The organism is Prevotella sp. S7-1-8 (genome assembly GCF_000758925.1).
GTDB lineage: Bacteria > Bacteroidota > Bacteroidia > Bacteroidales > Bacteroidaceae > Prevotella.
In genome coordinates, this window is sequence record NZ_JRNC01000031.1 from 67,109 (window position 1) to 86,443 (window position 19,335).

Consider the following 19,335-nt stretch of genomic DNA (forward strand, 5'->3'; position numbering starts at 1 on the left):
TGCAAATCCTGATAAAAGGAGTACCTTTGTCGAATAATTAGAAAAAATAAATGAAAAAAGCCCTTTTTGCTTTTCTCTTAACGATTTTTGCCATTCATGCCGAGGCGCAAAACGAAAGTCAAACCGCGTACAACTTTCTGCGACTTCCCGTGAGTGCCCGCGCCGCCGCGCTGGGGGGCGACAACGTGAGCCTTGCCGAGGACGACGAGGCACTTATCTTTCACAATCCGGCCCTACTGTCATCGGTGAGCGACAAGACCGTCAACCTCAACTACATGAACTATATGTCGGGCGTCAACACGGCCAGCGCCGCCTTCAACCGGGTGGTCAAAGAGCGAGCGTCGTGGGCGGTCTCCGCGCAATATATGGATTATGGCAAAATGAAAGAGGTGGACGAGAACAATGTACAAACCGGAGATTTCTCTGCCCGCGAAATCGCCGTGGCTGGATATTTCTCCTACATGTTGGGGCGACACATCGCCGGAGGTGTCGCCGCCAAGCTCATCACGTCATATATCGGGCCATACAACTCTTTGGCTTTTGGCGTTGACCTCGGCCTGAACTATTACCACCCGGACACCGAGTGGTCTGTATCCCTTGTGCTGAAAAACATTGGCGGTCAACTGGAGGCATACCATGACAACTACGACAATATGCCCATAGACATGCAATTAGGCGCCACCAAGCGTTTGCGCGGCATACCTCTTCGCGTCTCGGCCACGATCGTGGACCTCAACCATTTGGACTACAGCATGGCCGACCACCTCGTGCTTGGGGCAGACTTCCTGCTCACAGAGACATTCTGGATAGGCGGAGGATACAACTTCAGACGCGCGAGAGAGATGAGAATTATATCTGCCGATGGCAGCCACGCCAACGGCAGGGCGGGCTTGTCCATTGGCACAGGACTGAACTTGGAGCGTTTCAAACTCAACGTGGCTTACGCCAAATACCACGTTTCAAGCTCAAGCGTTACGGTCAACGCGGCTTACGCATTGTAGTCTTATGCCACACGACGTTCACATATCTATATTTATTATTAACACACTACCATCACCATCACAATCATGAAAAAGATTACAATAGCCATCGACGGCTTTTCTTCATGCGGAAAAAGCACGATGGCCAAAGACCTTGCGCAAAAAATAGGATACGTATATGTTGACACGGGGGCCATGTATCGTGCCGTTACGCTTTTCGCCATGCGCCACTCACTTTTCAACGCGGACGGCACCGTGAAGACAGACCGCCTGCAAAGCCTCATGCCAAACATTCATATCTCGTTCAAACTCAACAGAGAGACTGGTCGCCCAGACACTTTTCTAAACGACGAACTGGTTGAAACCGAGATACGAAACATGGAAGTGAGCGGCCATGTCAGCCCCATCGCCGCCATACCGTTTGTCCGGGCGGCCATGGTGGAGCGCCAACAGCAGATGGGAAAAGACAAAGGCGTGGTGATGGACGGACGAGACATTGGCACCGTGGTATTTCCAGACGCCGAGCTTAAGATATTTGTCACGGCCACCGCCGACGTGCGCGCGCGCCGACGCTACGACGAACTAAAGGGCAAAGGCCTGCCCGCCAATTATAACGAGATATTGAAAAACGTGCAAGAACGCGACTATATAGACACGCACCGCGAGGTGTCGCCACTGAGAAAAGCCGCCGACGCGATTGAGCTTGACAACAGCCATATCACCATCGACGAGCAGAACGAGTGGCTCATGCGCCAATTTCGCCGCGCTTGTGACGAAGACACAAATATAGAGAAACAGCCCACGCGCTGACAAGCAGGCTTTCTATTGCCATTTCCCAAACGACACGAGCCCAGCTTTTAGCTGGGCTCACTGTTATGTAACAAACCATCGAAGGCTATGCGCGCGCCTGACCATTAGCATTGAACGGACAGAACGAGGCATCCTCAACCAGACATTCGAAAGCTACTTGCCACGACTCATCGCGGCTTTCACCTTTTCCAAATAACGCTGTGTCCTGCGTATGCTGTAATTATGGCCACCATTCCACGACCTAATGGCTCGCTCAACGCTGTTAGCCGGATTGTATTTAGACTGGTATATGAGAAACATCTCTTTGGATTTCTGAACGCTATACCTGTCGCGCATGGTATAACGCTTCTTACAATTCCTTCCTTTCAAGATCTTGTTGCATTCGGCAACTAAAACGGGCGTGATTTGCATCGCCCCAACCGAATTTCCACTTTTAGCTCGCGGATTGCCTCCGCTCTCCACCATTATAATGGCTTCTATAACCTTTGTCCAGTCAAATTTTGAATAATTGCCCGTTTTGTCAAAAACATTCCCTGCTTGTACAGGCAAAATAGTGAAAAACATTACAAATAAGATGAATGTCTTTAGTAATTTCTCCATAATTTGAAATTTATGGAACCTGAAATCAAACCGACTTCACGACTATGCTTATGAGAAAAAGTTTAGCCACAGTCTCAGTTCCGTGATACCTCGGCGAATAGCCCCACTAAAACAAAAAGCAGTTGTTATCCTTATAATTATCGGGTGCAAAAGTACGAAAAAAGTTTCACCGGACAAAACTATTTGTGATTTTTAATATTACAAATCACAAAATAAAGAATTGAAAATCAACATTATAAAATATAACATAAGGTTTTCGACGCATGCGAGAACACGCCGCCTCAAACCACGGACGCGCGGTTTGACGCCCATTCGAGCGCCAACACTTCGATAATGGAGAAAGCGCGACGCAAATCCAAAATTGTCAAACTTGCTTACCAATTTTTGAGCGTGAAAAATCTTCAAAATAGAAAGAACGCAATTGTCCACGCCTCCTATTTTCCAGAAATTCACACTCGAAGAAAACCACTCAAACCGCGTTAAAGGCCCATTCAAGTTGCCATTAGAACGCGATCGCGACGCGTTTACGGCTTAATCGAAGTGTCATTACGCCTTTATCGGCGCGCGAATGGGCATTAAAGGCAGGTTCATCAAGCCCTAATGACATGGACGAATGAAAACTTTCCGCCACGAAAACACGTTCCATATCCATAAATCGCTGGCGCGATGACAGTTGCGAAAAACTCAAAATAAGAGCGTATATTCAAAAAACATATTAGGATTTACAAATAAACAGAATACAGGGAGGTGTTTGTCAGAAGTTTTCAGCATTGTTTTTCGCGCAAGTTTGAGATTAGATTAATGTCACAAAACGATGAGAGCAATATACGAAGAACAATCAGCGCGCCACCCTTTGCGCATGCGAGACCGAGCGCCGCCTACCAGAACTATTTGAAGAGGAAATGCCAACAACGAGCGGCAAAATTACGCCACAGGAGCTTCAAAAACATGATTATCAACACATAGATATGGAAATGCCGCGTTGTAAAAAATAATAAATCATTGGCGTATTTTTCCAAACTGTCGATTTAAATACTTATCTTTGCAATGTTCGTTTAAAGAAAAAACTTATGAAAAAGATATTCTATCTTATCATTTTATTAGCAATACCCATGAATATCCTTGCGGACAGTTACTCATCATTATGGAAGAAAGCGGACGACGCCTCCAAAAAGGACTTGCCTAAAAGCCAAATCCAATGGCTGGACAAAATCATCGCCAAAGCGGAGGGCGAGAAAGCGTACGGCCAGCTGATGAAAGCTCAACTGCTTCGTTCCTCGCTTCGCGCGCAGATAGCTCCCGACTCATTGGACGTGGAAATAGCCCGACTTGAGCGAAAAGCCCTCACGACCAAAAACAAAACGCTGCAAGCGGTGTACGCGTCGGCGTTGGGCAAAATATACCAAGAACAACTTGAAGATGACGCGGTGGCCAAAAGCAAGCGTTGGTTTAAGCTATCCATGCAAAACCCGGCCCTTTTGGCCCAGCATAAGAGCGAGGAATACGAGCCGGCCATCGTAAAAGGCGTGGACAGCCGCATCTTTAACGAAGACTTGCTGCACGTCATCGGCTTGGAAGCCGAAGACTATACCACCCTGCACGATTATTATAGCAAAACAGGAAACCGGCCAGCCGCATGTATCACGGCATGCTACAAACTGAGACAGGAACGTGGCAACTATACCGCCGTGGCCAACAAATCTGTATACCTTCAGCGTGTGGACTCGCTCATCAAGGTTTACGCCGACCTGCCCATGGCTGGCGAATTGGCCATCGAGCATGACGATTACCTTGCCCAATGCCCTGACGCCTCGGCCGAAGAACGCGTCAAATACATCAACTACGCGCTCAACCGGTGGGGCGCATGGCCACGAATGAACATTCTGCGCAACGCTCTTGCCGAGTTGGAGCGGCCATCTTTCAATATCAACATAGGCGACTGCATGCTGCTGCCAAACGTCAAGCGGAAGGTGCTGGTCAATTCCATACGCAACATCAACGAGCTACACGTCAAAATATATCGAGTGGACGTGAGCGGAAAAACCACGCTCAATCCTGACAAACCCCAAGACTACAAGGCACTGCAAAAACATATCGACCCAGCCTTTGAGCGGTCTGTCACGCGACGATACATTGGCCAGCCGGCGTGGAAAGAGAACTGCGACTCCATCTTGTTGGAGGGCATGCCCGTAGGCGTGTATCTCATGGAGGCCTCCACCGACAACAAGGGCATCAAGCCTCAACGCGCCTTGTTGCGCGTGAGCGACCTCTACGTGATGAGCGAGGCCCGCCCGGACAAGCGCATTCGGTTTGTCGTGGTGAGCGCGACAACGGGCAAGCCCATAGAAGGAGCGCATATAGAACTGACCACGAACGCCTCGTTCGGCAATGGGAAAGACAGCAAAGTAAGCATATTGAGCGGTCAAAATGGCGAGGTGAACTATGCCTACAAAGGACGAATGCCCAACAAAATATATGTCTTCACGGACAAAGACCGCGCCTGCGGCAACTTCGACATAGACGCATACTATTCTTATTGGGACGAGAAATCGACAAGAAAAGACCTTTACGCTTATACAGACCGTAGTGTATACCGCCCTGGCCAGCAGGTTCACGCGGTAGCTATCGCCACGGAGATAGACAGCAAAAACGTGTCAAGCAAAGCCCTTGACAATGAGCCGCTGACCATAACCTTGCGCGATGCCAATGGAAAAGAAGTGGGCAGAAAAAAGGTTACGACCGACGCTTTTGGCACAGCTTCCACGATGTTCACGCTGCCGGCAAATGGGCTTACCGGCACTTTTTATATCAGGATGGAGGGCCGCGACCTGTACGCCGGGACCTCGTTGCAAGTGGAACAATACAAACGCCCAACATATCAAATAGAATTTGAGCCTTATAAAAAAGCATACCAAATAGGCGACGTGGTAAAAGTGCGCGGCGTGGCAAAGAGCTTTGCCGGCGTGCCAGTGCAAGGAGCCAAGGTGGAATACACCGTGAAACGCAACAAGAGCATGTGGTCTCGCTGGAGCGACGGCAACTGGTCGGACAACCTGCTGACCGAATCCACCGTGACAGCCGATGACGGCTCTTTCTACTTGAAAATGCCAATGACATTGCCCCCAAATGTCAATATGGAGCTTCCACTATATTATAATGTGGTGGCGAACGCCAAAGTGACCGACCTCTCGGGCGAGACACACGAAGGCACGACATCGCTGCCACTGAGCAATCGCACGCGAATTTTAAATTGCGACATACCTTCCAAGACGCTAAGAGACAGCCTGCGCAACTTCTCTTTCACGCTCAGGAACGTAGCCGGCGAAGTTATCGAGGGCAAAGTGCGCTATAAAATTGACAACGAGCCATGGCAGACGACAGACGCCAACAAGCCCGTCGCCATCGCTCGCAAATTGACATCAGGACAGCATACGATCACGGGGATATGTGACAATGACACCGTGAAAAAACAATTTATCATATTTTCTTATGAGGACAAGAAGCCCGCGATAGAGACCCCACACTGGTTCTACGTCTCTGACAATCGATTCCACGCCGACGGCAAACCCGTGTACATACAGGTGGGCAGCTCTGACAGCGATGTGCACCTATACTATACCGCGCTGAGCGGAGAACGCATCATCGACGAAGGGCGCGCGACGCTCAACAACGAAGTGCTCACCAAGAAGCTGGTTTACAAAGAAGCGTACGGCGATGGCGTCACGATAAATATGGCATGGGTGAAACGAGGCCATCTCTTCAGGCATACCGTGCAGCTGCTTAGACCCGAGCCCGACAACAAACTCAAACTCTCGTGGAAGACTTTCCGCGACCGACTGGCTCCCGGACAAAAAGAGGAGTGGACACTGCGAATACTCACGCCCGATGGCAAGCCAGCGCAAGCGCAGCTGCTCGCCACCATGTACGACAAGAGTTTGGACGGCATAGTCAAGCACCAATGGCATTTCTCGCCACACTATCAATTCTCTTTGCCACAAACAGAATGGCACGGCGGCAGCGACGACGCCATAGGATTGTACGGCTTCGCCAATTACAAGAGACTGCCAGAGCGCATGCTTGCGTTCAGCCATTACTATAAGAGCATGTTCTACATCGCGCCTCCTTACGTGCTCTACGAGTCGATGACTACGCAGGCTCCCAACGGTTTGCGGACACGCGCCATGGGAGCGGGGATTTCGATCGCAAAAAACGAATTGGCCAAATCAGCGGCCGTCGCGGAAACTGGCGGTGGCTATGCGGCTGACAGCGTGTACCAAGAAGTGACCGAATTGTCAGCCCTCGACAACGCCCCAAACAATCAAGCCACCGGGATGGATGGCGGAAACAAGCAGGGCAACGCCACCCAGCAACCGCGCGAGAACCTCAACGAGACAGCGTTCTTCTTCCCAACGCTCATGGCCGACAGTCAAGGCAATGTCAACATCAAGTTTACACTGCCAGAGAGCGTCACCACTTGGCGTTTCATGACCATCGCCCACGACAAGCAGATGAACCATGGGCAGTTGTCAGCCGAAGCCGTGGCAAAGAAAGACGTGATGGTGCAGCCCAACTTACCACGTTTTATCCGCATGGGCGACAAAGCTCAAATCAGTGGCCGCATCTATAACACCGCAGAGAAAAACATCAACGGCATGGCACGCTTTCAGCTTCTCGACCCCGAGACAGAGGCAGTGGTGGCAGAATGGGAAAAAGCGTTCGACGTGGCCCGAGGCATGACCACGACCGTCTATTTTGACGTTGACGCGGACCGCTTGGCCGCGAACGCCAAAGGCCGCGACCTGTTCATTGCTCGTGTCATGGTGGAGGGCAACGGCTTCAGCGATGGCGAACAGCACTATTTGCCGCTGTTGCCCAATCGCGAATATGTCACCACCACGGTTCCATTCACGCAGAATGGCGCAGGCACGAAAACCATAGATTTGAGCAAACTGTTTCCCAACGCCGACGCCCAAAACAAGCTTACCATCGAATACACCAACCATCCGGCATGGCTCATGGCGCAAGCGTTGCCATCAATAGCCAGTCCCTGCGACAAGGACGCTATATCGTTGGCCACCGCCATCTATGCCAACAGCATAGGACAGAGCCTTCTTAATTCATCGCCAAAAATTAAGCGGACCGTCGAAATGTGGAAAAAGGAAACGCGAGAAGAAACTTCGCTGATGAGCAGTTTGCGGAAAAATCAAGAGCTAAAGACAATGGTACTCTCCGAAACGCCGTGGGTTGCCAACGCCGAGAGGGAAGCAGACCAGAAACAACAGCTTGCCAACTTCTTGGACGAGACGGCCATTGGTTATCGCGTCGACGATTTCACCACCAAGCTGCAAGCCCTCCAGAACGGCGATGGCTCGTTCAGTTGGTGGCCGGGCATGGCCGGAAGCTCTTATATAACAATGAGCGTGGCACAAATATTGACACGTTTGGATGCCATGATTGGCACAAAATACGTGCGCACGAACATGCTCAACCAAGCGTTTGGATACCTTGACAGGCGTATCGCCGAGGAAGCGAGAGAGCTGAAAAAGGCAGAGAAGAAAGGGCAGAAACATCTTTCTCCAAGTGAGTTGGCATGCAATTATCTGTACACATGCGCATTGGCCAAACGCCCGGAAAGCCAAGACATGAACTATTTGGTGGCCTTGTTGGAGAAGATGCCCACCGAACTCACCATCTATGGAAAGGCTGGTTGCGCCGTCATCCTGTCTCAATATGGCAAGGAGCGGCGAGCCAAGGAATATCTGCGAAGCATCAACGAGCACTCCGTTTACAAAGCGGAGATGGGCAGATATTTTGACACTCACAAAGCCTTTTACAGTTGGTTTGATTACAAAATACCCACACAGACGTTCGCCATCGAAGCCATGAAGCGCCTCAATCCGGCCGACACCAAGACCATTGAGGAGATGCAACGATGGCTATTGCAAGAGAAACGAGCCACCGGATGGGACACTCCCATCAACGCGGTGAACGCCGTTTACGCTTTTATGGGCAACAATGAGGGTGGAATCGACATGAGCAAGCTTGCCTCTGGCATGCCAACAACACTGAAAATAAATGGGCAAGAGCTCAAAACACCCCAGGCAACGGCAGGGCTTGGATATGTAAAAACAACGGTAAAAGGCAACAAGGCAACCACGTTTACGGCCGAAAAAACAAGCCAAGGCACGTCTTGGGGGGCGCTCTACGCACAGTATTGGCAGAAGGCCGCGGATGTAAAGGCCGCGTCATCAGGACTTGTGGTGAAACGTGAGATATGCTCGACAGACGGCAAGAAAATAGCCAACCGACTGAAAGTGGGCGACAAAGTGAGGGTGCGCATCACCATCGCGGCCGACCGAGACTATGACTTCGTTCAGGTACAAGACAAGCGCGCGGCTTGCTTGGAACCCGCGGAGCAGCTCAGTGGCTATCACTGGGGCTACTACCTCGCGCCGCAAGATAACGCGACAAACTATTATTTTGACCGCCTGGCCAAAGGGAAACATATTGTCGAGACCGATTATTACGTGGACCACGAGGGTGACTACACCACCGGAACATGCACTGCGCAATGCGCCTACAGCCCTGAATATTCTGGCAGGGAGGGAGCAAAAGAATTGCATGTGACCCGATAAAGCATCAATAATTGGGTCGCTACAAACGATTATTAACAAATGATGAATAAAAAAATAATAGGAATATCTCTCATTGCGTTAATTTGCCGAGAAGCTAAAGCGCAAGAGATTACAATAGCAAACAAGACCATAGACTGTGGGCAGGTAGTTTTCAAATCGCCTGTGAGAGCCGAGTTTGAAATGAGAAACAGTGGCGAACGGCCATTGGTCATAACCAATGTAAAGACCAGTTGTGGCTGCACGCAAGCCCAATATCCGAAAGCCCCCATCGCCCCCGGCGCGAAATTCATGGTCGCGGCCACCTACGACGCCAAACAAATGGGCCGGTTCGACAAACAAATTGGCATATACAGCAACGCCACCCAAAATCCTTTGACACTGTCTGTACGTGGCGTTGTCGTCTCAAAGATTAACAAATTTGAGGGGGCATACACGTTTCAAATGGGCAAATTGAAAGTCGACGTGAACAACATAGAATTTGATAATGTAAATCGCGGTGACCAACCTACCCAAGTGATACACATCAAAAACATTGGCTCCACTGTGGCCAAGCCAGTCGTGATGCACCTTCCGGACTATCTAAAAGTTAACATCTCACCCTCGCAAATAGCCCCCGGGCACAGTGCCACGGCCGTCTTGACACTCGACTCACACCGTATTCGAAACTTGGGCTTGACCCAAACTTCCGTATATTTAGGCTCATTTCTCGGCGACACCGTGTCTCCCGAAAAAGAAATATCAATCTCGACCGTGCTTCTTCCGAGCTTCAAAGGGATGACAGACTCCACTCGCGTCTACGCGCCCAAATTGAGATTGTCCGCAGGAAGCCTCGAGTTGGGCGGCTTTAAAGGCAAGGCGAAGAAGAAAGGCGAAATCGAAATCACCAACCAAGGACGAACCACGCTCAAGATAAACTGCCTTCAAATGTTCACCATGGGATTGGAAGTATCGCTCAACAAAACAGAAATCGAACCCGGGGAAAAAGCCAAACTCAAAATAACCGCTATTGCAAACGGGCTGAAAATGGCACGTTCCAAACCGCGTATACTAATGATTACCAACGACCCGGAGAACACCAAGATAATCATCAACATCAATGTTGAAATGTAAAAAACAAGAAGCCGGACGGGTTAAAGACTACCAAAAAGGCGGAGACCCTACTTCGCCAAACACCGACTCATAATTCAACCATGCGACAGCAGCATGCCATATACACACCTTTAACATCATAAATCGGCAACATCCATACCTTAACATGAATGTAAAAATAGAAATTGACAGTGGCAGCGGTTTTTGTTTTGGCGTAACAACGGCCATCAAGAAGGCTGAAGAAGAGCTTGCGAGCGGAAAGACCCTATATTGCTTGGGCGACATTGTGCACAACAGCATGGAAGTGAACAGGTTGCATCGACAAGGCCTTGTCACCATCAACCATGAGCAATTAAGGCAGTTGCGCAATGCGAAAGTGCTGCTCAGGGCGCACGGTGAGCCACCCGAGACCTACGAGCTGGCACGCAAAAACAACATAGAGATCATCGACGCGACATGCCCCGTGGTGTTAGCCTTACAGCGAAGAATAAAGAGAAAGTTTGTTGAAAACCCAGATTCACAGATTGTTATCTTCGGAAAAAACGGGCACGCGGAGGTACTTGGCCTTGTCGGGCAAACTCATTCCAACGCCATCGTGGTGGAAAACATTGAGGACGTAAAGCGACTCGACTTCAGTCGAAGCGTCTATCTATATTCCCAAACCACCAAAAGCCTTGACGAATTCCACCATATCATTACCTACATTGAACAACATATATCACCCCATGCCACCTTTGAGCGCTTCGACACGATATGCCGTCAAGTGGCCAACCGCATGCCCAACATAGCCGAGTTTGCGTCCAAACACGATCTCATCGTGTTCGTAAGCGGCCGCAAAAGCTCCAATGGCAAGGTGCTTTTCCACGAATGCCGGAGCGTCAACCCCAACAGTTACCAGATAGAAAGCGCCGAGGAGATAGACTTTGACTGGTTTAAAGGGGTAAGCACCATTGGCATTTGTGGCGCCACCAGTACGCCAAAATGGCTGATGGAAGAGTGCAAGGAGGCTATCCTGAGGCATAATTAAATCAAAACGAGAAACTTTTTACGTTCTTCATAACACCGCATTGCCCTATGTTTGAGTGGTGAGACACACATTTCTCGCATCTAAACATAGGGCAAATAATATTCTGTCATTTTGTCATTTCTTGTTGAATGGGCATGCCATTTGACTTTGTTCTATTGAAACAAAAATATATCACACCATCAGAAAACAAAAAGAACAAATACAGAAAGGAGACAAACATGACATTTGACAAATTCACTATCAAGGCGCAAGAGGCTGTACAAGAGGCTGTCAACATAGCGCAAGGGGCTCAACAACAGGTGATCGAGCCAACCCACCTATTGCAAGGCATCATACAAAAAAGCAGGGATGTCACAAATTTCGTATTCCAAAAATTAGGCGTTAACACATCACAAATTGAAAAATTGGTTCAACAAGAATTAAGCCGACTGCCCCGCGTGGAAGGTGGTCAGCCCTATTTCTCCAACGACACCAATTCGGTGTTGCAGCGCGCCATAGGCATTTCGCAGAAAATGGGAGACGAATTTGTGTCTGTGGAACCTATACTCTTGGCTCTGCTTCAAGTCAACTCTACCGTAGCCCATATTCTGAAGGATGCCGGATGCACAGAAGACAACATGAGAAAGGCTATCGAAGAGCTGCGCCAAGGCCAAAACGTGCAAGGCCAAAGTGGCGACGAGAACTTCCAAGCCTTGTCCAAATACGCCAAGGACTTGGTGGACGAGGCCCGCAAAGGCAAGCTTGACCCCGTGATAGGACGTGACGAAGAGATACGCCGCGTGCTACAAATATTGTCGAGACGAACCAAGAACAACCCTATATTAATAGGTGAGCCGGGCACAGGCAAAACCGCCATCGTGGAAGGATTGGCGCAACGCATCGTGCGGGGAGACGTGCCCGAGAACCTGAAAAACAAGCAACTATACTCGTTGGACATGGGAGCCTTGGTGGCGGGGGCTAAATACAAGGGAGAGTTTGAGGAACGACTGAAAAGCGTTATCAAGGAGGTCACGAACGCCAACGGCAATATCATATTGTTCATAGACGAGATACACACGCTCGTTGGGGCAGGTGGCGGCGAGGGAGCCATGGACGCTGCCAACATCTTGAAACCGGCGTTGGCTCGCGGCGAGCTGCGCGCCATCGGAGCGACCACGCTCAACGAGTACCAGAAATACTTTGAGAAAGACGCGGCGCTTGAGCGTCGTTTCCAAACCGTGATGGTCGAAGAACCAGACGAGCTGGACGCCATTTCCATCCTGCGAGGGCTCAAGGAGCGATACGAGAACCACCACAAGGTGCGTATCCAGGACGATGCCTGCATCGCTGCCGTACAGCTTTCGGAACGCTATATCTCCGACAGGTTCCTCCCCGACAAGGCCATCGACCTCATGGACGAGGCCGCCGCCAAGCTGCGCATGGAACGAGACTCCGTGCCCGAGGAACTTGACGAGATTTCGCGCCGACTGAAACAATTGGAGATTGAGCGCGAGGCCATCAAACGAGAGAACGACGAGGACAAGATTAAGCAGTTGGACAAGGACATAGCCGAGCTGAAAGAGCAGGAGCACCAATACCGCGCCAAATGGGAAGCCGAGCGCGGTCTTGTAAACAAGATACAGCAAGACAAGCAAGAGATGGAACAGCTCAAGTTTGAGGCCGAACGCGCCGAACGCGAAGGCAACTATGAACGGGTGGCCGAGATACGCTATGGCAAGCTGCAACAGCTACAATATGACATCAACAATATACAACAACAGCTCAAGAACACGCAAGGCGGCGAGGGCATGGTGCGAGAGGAAGTGACCACCGATGACATAGCCGAGGTGGTGAGCCGATGGACCGGAATACCGGTGACGAGGATGTTGCAAAGCGAGCGAGATAAATTGTTGCATTTGGAAGAGGAATTGCACAAGCGTGTCATAGGCCAAGACGAGGCTATCAAGGCTGTGTCGGACGCCGTGCGTCGAAGTCGCGCCGGCCTGCAAGACCCCAAGAAACCCATCGCCTCTTTCATCTTTCTCGGAACAACGGGTACCGGCAAGACCGAATTGGCCAAGGCCTTGGCGGAATACCTCTTCAACGACGAGAACATGATGACGCGTATTGACATGAGCGAGTACCAAGAGAAATTCAGCGTGTCCCGACTCATCGGCGCGCCTCCGGGGTATGTCGGTTACGACGAGGGCGGCCAGCTCACGGAGGCCGTGAGACGCAAGCCATACAGCGTAGTGCTGTTTGACGAGATCGAGAAGGCGCACCCCGACGTGTTCAACACATTGCTGCAGGTGCTTGACGACGGTCGTCTTACCGACAACAAGGGGCGCACGGTCAACTTCAAGAACACCATCATCATCATGACCTCCAACCTCGGAAGCCAGTACATACAAGAGCGCTTCTCCGCCCTCAACGACCACAACCGCCACGAGGTAATCAGCGACACGCGCGCCAAGGTGATGGAAATGCTCCGGAAGACCATCCGGCCGGAATTCCTGAACCGTATTGACGACATCATCATGTTCTTGCCTCTCACCAAACAAGAGATAGCCAAGGTGGTGACCTTGCAACTGCAACGCGTTCGCAAGATGCTCGAGCCGCAGGGCTTTAACATAGAATGGACAGACCAAGCGGTAGACTGGTTGGCCAACGTGGGCTATGACCCCGAGTTTGGCGCGCGCCCAGTGAAGCGTGCCATTCAAGAGCACATGCTCAACGAACTGTCCAAGAAAATCCTCGCGGAGGAGGTGAATCGCGAGAAGCCCATAGTGATAGACGCCAACGGCAACGGCCTGGTGTTTCGAAACTAAAGCCTTGAGACAAGGCTGACAAACAGGCAGGCTATATTTGAGGAGGTGCGTCCCAATGACGCACCTCCTCTTATTTTGCGCAAAAGTCAGTTATTTTTTGTGGTTTGCGAATCTTTCAGCCCAAGCCAACAGAAATTGTGGCGGATGAGTGGAGACGCGACGTGATGGAATGTCACACCACGCGTTTCCAAGGGGTGTTTTGTTTTCGCGAGGCGAGGCGGTCTCTCGCCCTTGCCGATTGCAAGGCACGCGACAATAGAAAAATGGGCTGTACTTTCAACGATTTGTTCACGGCACTCAATGTCAAGAAAATCATGCGCAAGGAACTTGGCACGCCCATCGGTTGCCTTAAAGCGTGGATGCTCAATGCCTACCATTCGCGACGAATTATTGACGTGTTTGAGAAGAACCCAAACATGCCATTAAATAAAAAAATGTAAACGTTATATTTATATTCGTTGCTGACGCAAAATAAAAATAATAACAGAGTATTGTAAATATAAAATTACAATAATTGCAATATCGCGTTTACCCAAAATGCGTACGTTATCTATTTGTATCTTTGCTCCATCGCATCATTGTGTCATAATATTGTAAAAATAAATCAAACAAAACCGTAATAAACCAAAACGGCACAATTATTTTTTATATGAAAGAACCAAGTAATTTCTCTTGAAATTGCTTGGAGATTTGAGGAAAAAAGTTTAATTTTACCTTATATTTATAAAATTAAACAACATCGCTCCCATATTAAACACACAAGGAGCAAAAATGAAGGTAATAACAATTCTTGACGATGTATGTATAAATATGTGACACACTGTTTCGGCTGCCTGACCAATGCCTCTTTCGCCTTTACAAAAAAGCGTGAAAGAATGTCGTGTGCCGCATATTCGTTAACATACTTTATTACCCCCCCCCGAACATTTAACATTTTTTATTGGCGACATATGCGCGGCGATTCTCCTGCCACTCCTCATTGCAAGGCAGGAGATGGGAGGGCTATTGCCATATCCGTAAGTGTCGCACGCACTGCCGCACATGCCTGCCTTGACGCCTCGCGCTCGGGTTTAACCACAGTGAGACCCATAACGCAAATGAACAATCAAGGCAAGAAATGACTCTACAACCATATGTCACAGCATGGCCGCAGGACAGCGGAGGAAGAAACAACTCTGGGAGACAAGGTCCATACCAAGCGATCAACCTAATTGACAACAACATGAAGGAAAGGATAACAAACACACAAAGAGAGTCATTAATCATTTAATAAAGTATAAAATTGAAAGTGAAATGAAAGAAACCGCAAAACATAAAAAGCCATACACTACACCTCTATGCGAGGCAATAAAGATTGGCGGAGATGACAACCTATTGGACAAATGGGGCGTATATGCCAGCGTGGAGGAACCCACAGATGGTGGAGAAGTCGAGGATGCCAAGAGGTTTGATTTTTCGGAGGAAGACTTCGACATGGAATATGGTTGGGAAAACTGACAACTCGCCCACAAACCCACTGCCAAGCCAGACAGGGCAAAGGGAGCAAGAATGGCTTTTCGGCACAATGAACACAATGAAAAGAGAAAAGAGAAAAAACAAAAGACAGGAAATATATGAAAACAACTATCCATAACCTGCGCAGGGCTGGCATGCTTTGCGTATCGCTCGCGCTCATGGGGCTCGCGCTCGGATCGTGCGCCAGCGACATAGAGAACATCCAGCCCTCTTCTCCTGACAAGGAGCAAGGGCAGACGAAATATCCAACCACCACCATACGAATGTACATCGGCGACATGCAGATGGACGGCGAGACACAGAAAATAGTCCGCGAACTGGCAAGCAACGCCAAGACACGCGGCGGTATCACCCGTGCCATCTCGCTCGACGAAAACGGTAAGGTGGAAGCCAAGCAAGACTTCGTTGCCACATGCTACATCATGAACGAGCGCACACAGCAACTCGGCAAATTCACATACAAGTGGCGGACCAAGCGCAGCGATAACAACTACCTGCTGCTCAACGACCCCAACGGTGAGGGAAAATTGCAAAACATCACTGTGACATGGATACTCGGCAGTCCCTCCGACAACATCTCTGGCGACGGCTGGCAAGTGTGCGCCGTAGCTGGTGGAACGGAGAAAGAAGTGGGAGGAGGCGCCAACGGAACGACGCGCCACAGCGTGAGTTTTCAACCACAGATGGTGCCCGACAACAGTCCTTATACCGAACAAGGTGGTAACGTAAGAATGGCAAACAACAACGAGCCAATCGCCTTCATATCCAACAGCAAGCCAGTAACCATGAGAAATGGCGCGCCATTCGTCCGTTTCAGATTTAAGATGCCTGGCACGCTCGTCAAAATAAAGGTGAAACGTGACGACAATGTGTCCAAGTCGCACGACTACTTCCTTAAAACCAACGCCCTGCACCCAATGGGCGTGTTCTGCCCCATAACAGACAAAGGCAAACTCAAAGCTGGAGACATCAGCACATGGTGGGAAAGCACCTGTCCTCTCGTCGTCCGCAATTTCGACAACAACGACAACTACATACTCCACCTCAACGGTAAAGCCGACGAGGCCATACACCTCACCGAGGGCGGAGCTGAATACGACGTATGGTACATGTGGGGCATGCCCACCGACAAGACAGGCGTTGAGACCATGATGGGGTCGTGGACAGGCGGCTACATTCTCAAACAAGCCAAGAAAGCCAACGCGCAAGGTCCGTTTGTCAGCAAGCACATCTTCAAGAACGATGGCGGCAAGATACGCACCCTCACCGCCAACGTGCACGACTCGGAACCGTACCCGTCATTCAACTTCCTCAACTTCCTCTCTCGCGCAGCCAAGCACAACATCGCCGCCCCCAAGACATGGTGGGACAACGACCTTGTTATCCCAGGTGACAAGTGGCCCGATGACTCGCACGACTGGCGCAAGAAAAATGGCAGCGTGTGGTACAAATGGGAGGAAGCCATGCAGCACAAACGCGTTATGCCCGAGGATAACGTGTGGCACACCCCCTCGCTCACCGAGCTGACCACGCTCTTCCCATTCCCTGCCGTATATGGTAAATGGACAGACCAAGGAAAAGACATTGTTTTGAAACCAGACAACAGAACGTTCCAGAACGAGAACGACCTGTACCTGGAATGGATGACGCTCTATGCCGAAATCGAGGACTCAGAAGGATTTCTATATGTAAGAGACCTTATTCCGGATAACGGCGGCGATCTTGCAGGAGTACAGATGCAAAACCTCAATACACAAGGCTTTTTCAGCAATTTCTACACCACGAATGATGGCAAGACTACTTATGCCATACGCTTCTTCCGAAGTTCGAAATACGGAGACAGGCTCTGTTGCGCCTACAAATGGGAGACGCGCAACTGGCCCAACCGCCAAGACACCAACGAGAACCAACTCGTCGTGACCAGCCGTTGGATAGGCAACGCGCCTCTAAAGGTGTCTGACATTATGAGTGACGCATGGTGGAATGGTGAGGACAGCAAGTTCAACGTGCAAGTGAAACTGCCATTACAAGGCGAATCTACCAAAGGATTACGACTGTTGCCAACCAATTGGCACAACGGAATGATGCTGGTCGCAGCCAACACTTACCAAGGAAAAGGAAGTGCTAATACTGGTCATTTCTGCCGCTCTTTCTCCAACTGGGAAGGTGGAACTTTCCAGCGCAAGAACTATTGGGGTACTGCCTTCATACACCCATTCACCAATCTCATGATGTGCAATGAGAAAGGAAAGCTGGGAGACCAATACAACGAGGAGGGAAGCGGTCACGGCACTGGCACGAACTGGGCTCGCCCAAAAACAGGATGGCACGCTAATCCGAGATAACTCCCCTTGCGGAACACTTTTTTCTTTTCGCACGATAAAGAAACAGACAGGAATGCGCCTCACGGCGCATTCCCATTGATGCGTTCCCAAATATATCATATAAAATATCCAAGTCAGGATTTATCACATATAATTCATAAGGTATAAAAAAAGAAGCAAGCATCCAACATTGGCCGCCTTTGAGCGGCATCCCATCTTCACCACCTTTGTACAAAAAACTTTACGCCTACACTCTACGACACAAATGTTTCCCGAGGTTGCCGCACTCCGTGAACATGCGTCAAGGTATTCTTCGCTCGTCCCAATTGGTACGCGGCAACAATCTCAACCATTCCGATGGCATAGTCCACGTTTGCCACGATCGCCGCAGCGACCGAGTCAAGCCGCTTGACATGGAACGCCGTGGCTTTGTCGCCTGTCACAAGCAGGTGGCACATGGTTGTCTGTTATGAATTGCAGGCACTTTACCACGTCCTCTCATGCCGTACAACCACCATTGGTTGTACAATACAGTAAAAAAGAGTGGAGCATTGGCAGAGTTTGGAACTTAAGATGAACAGGATTGGCGTGTCATTCGTGGTGATAGGGCTCACCATTAATGATAGTACAAGCGCGATACAATTGCTCTGTAAAGACCAATCGAACCATCTGGTGACTGAAAGTCATGCGTGACAAAGATATTTTTTCATTGGCTCTCTGATACACATCTTGACTAAATCCATAGGGACCTCCAATGGCAAAAACCAGTCGTCGCGCAGTGTTCTTTTTGTTTTGAAGCCATGAGGCGAAATTCAAACTGCGAAATTCCATGCCTCGCTCGTCCAGAAGCACTAACGTGTCTGAAGGTTGCAAACGCTTTAACAACAAAGAACCCTCCTTTTGTTTTTGTTGGTTCTCACTGGTATTCTTGGTGTTTTTAAGTTCAGGTATAACCTCGACCTCTAATGGCATATAATGATTTATCCGTTTAACATAATCCGTTATGCCATTATCAAAATCTCTATTTTGAGTTTTTCCGATTAATATCAGCAGCGTTTTCATGGATGACTGTTGAGTTGTGATGATTTGATTGGTCCTTGGCCTTATCCTGACATACGGTCGAATACTCTTCCTTTCGTTTGGGATTCATAGGGAACCAACCTCTCTCCACACGTTTTTTTTGGGAGAACAATTCGCCTATTGACCACAGCATGCTGGCTCCAACCACTCCAACGATGGACGAAAATATGGCATTTTCAATGAGTAGAGAGCATACAATACAAACAAAGCCACCAACAAGGAAAAACCACCAAGGCCGAATGCCAAAATAATACTCGGTTTTAATTACTATCGGATGAAAAAAACCGATAATTAAAAAAGTGGAGATTGCTATAATTAAGCCAGTAAAAAACATCGCTATATCATTAAAATATAAATATCAATCACAATGCCGTGAAATCCGTGCAAAATTAATAAAAAAATACCTATATTATGTAACTTTTTCAGGAAATAGTTGCTATCTTTGCGTAAAACAATCATTAAATAATT

The 19,335-nt window shown here is 49.3% G+C and carries 13 protein-coding genes; 9 read left to right on the forward strand and 4 right to left on the reverse strand.

Annotation, left to right across the window (positions count from 1 at the left end; translation table 11 throughout):
• The first annotated feature begins 50 nt into the window (after positions 1-50).
• Together porQ and cmk are read left to right on the forward strand one after the other, a co-directional pair.
• On the forward strand, positions 51-1,001 hold the full coding sequence (porQ, locus tag HMPREF1640_RS04755) for a type IX secretion system protein PorQ (RefSeq protein ID WP_036892855.1): 951 nt from the start codon (positions 51-53) through the stop codon (positions 999-1,001).
• A 66-nt stretch (positions 1,002-1,067) separates the two neighbouring features.
• On the forward strand, positions 1,068-1,790 hold the full coding sequence (cmk, locus tag HMPREF1640_RS04760; RefSeq protein WP_036892856.1) for a (d)CMP kinase: 723 nt from the start codon (positions 1,068-1,070) through the stop codon (positions 1,788-1,790).
• A gap of 153 nt (positions 1,791-1,943) precedes the next feature.
• Here the strand turns inward: cmk and HMPREF1640_RS04765 are convergent, their stop codons facing one another.
• Positions 1,944-2,390, reverse strand: coding sequence for a lytic transglycosylase domain-containing protein (locus HMPREF1640_RS04765; protein WP_036892858.1), 447 nt, complete (start codon positions 2,388-2,390; stop codon positions 1,944-1,946).
• Between the two features lie 1,070 nt (positions 2,391-3,460).
• Between HMPREF1640_RS04765 and HMPREF1640_RS04775 the strand changes: the two genes are divergently transcribed.
• From HMPREF1640_RS04775 to HMPREF1640_RS04805, 7 genes are all read left to right on the forward strand, one after another.
• A complete protein-coding gene (locus tag HMPREF1640_RS04775; protein ID WP_036892862.1) occupies positions 3,461-9,025 on the forward strand; it encodes an alpha-2-macroglobulin in 5,565 nt (1,854 codons plus the stop codon).
• A gap of 42 nt (positions 9,026-9,067) precedes the next feature.
• A complete protein-coding gene (locus HMPREF1640_RS04780; RefSeq protein WP_036892899.1) occupies positions 9,068-10,135 on the forward strand; it encodes a DUF1573 domain-containing protein in 1,068 nt (355 codons plus the stop codon).
• 145 nt (positions 10,136-10,280) lie between these two features.
• A complete protein-coding gene (locus HMPREF1640_RS04785) occupies positions 10,281-11,141 on the forward strand; it encodes a 4-hydroxy-3-methylbut-2-enyl diphosphate reductase (protein ID WP_036892864.1) in 861 nt (286 codons plus the stop codon).
• A gap of 218 nt (positions 11,142-11,359) precedes the next feature.
• Positions 11,360-13,948 carry an ATP-dependent chaperone ClpB gene (clpB, locus tag HMPREF1640_RS04790; RefSeq protein ID WP_036892901.1) on the forward strand — a complete coding sequence of 863 codons (2,589 nt, stop codon included), beginning with the start codon at positions 11,360-11,362 and terminating at the stop codon, positions 13,946-13,948.
• 104 nt (positions 13,949-14,052) lie between these two features.
• Positions 14,053-14,388, forward strand: coding sequence for a hypothetical protein (locus HMPREF1640_RS04795; RefSeq protein ID WP_052051707.1), 336 nt, complete (start codon positions 14,053-14,055; stop codon positions 14,386-14,388).
• Positions 14,389-15,241: 853 nt separating this feature from the next.
• Complete coding sequence (locus HMPREF1640_RS04800) at positions 15,242-15,445, forward strand: hypothetical protein (RefSeq protein ID WP_036892866.1); 204 nt, start codon at positions 15,242-15,244, stop codon at positions 15,443-15,445.
• Between the two features lie 116 nt (positions 15,446-15,561).
• Positions 15,562-17,808, forward strand: coding sequence for a hypothetical protein (locus tag HMPREF1640_RS04805; protein WP_036892867.1), 2,247 nt, complete (start codon positions 15,562-15,564; stop codon positions 17,806-17,808).
• A 233-nt stretch (positions 17,809-18,041) separates the two neighbouring features.
• Here the strand turns inward: HMPREF1640_RS04805 and HMPREF1640_RS04810 are convergent, their stop codons facing one another.
• The 3 genes from HMPREF1640_RS04810 to HMPREF1640_RS04820 all read right to left on the reverse strand — a co-directional run bounded on the left by HMPREF1640_RS04810 (position 18,042) and on the right by HMPREF1640_RS04820 (position 19,201).
• A complete protein-coding gene (locus tag HMPREF1640_RS04810) occupies positions 18,042-18,245 on the reverse strand; it encodes a hypothetical protein (RefSeq protein ID WP_036892869.1) in 204 nt (67 codons plus the stop codon).
• 133 nt (positions 18,246-18,378) lie between these two features.
• Positions 18,379-18,849: a 23S rRNA (pseudouridine(1915)-N(3))-methyltransferase RlmH gene (rlmH, locus tag HMPREF1640_RS04815; RefSeq protein WP_036892871.1), complete on the reverse strand. Its 471-nt coding sequence runs from the start codon at positions 18,847-18,849 to the stop codon at positions 18,379-18,381.
• Positions 18,809-19,201: a DUF4491 family protein gene (locus tag HMPREF1640_RS04820; protein WP_081935278.1), complete on the reverse strand. Its 393-nt coding sequence runs from the start codon at positions 19,199-19,201 to the stop codon at positions 18,809-18,811. Before HMPREF1640_RS04820 ends, rlmH begins: the two co-directional genes overlap by 41 nt.
• Positions 19,202-19,335: the final 134 nt, after the last annotated feature.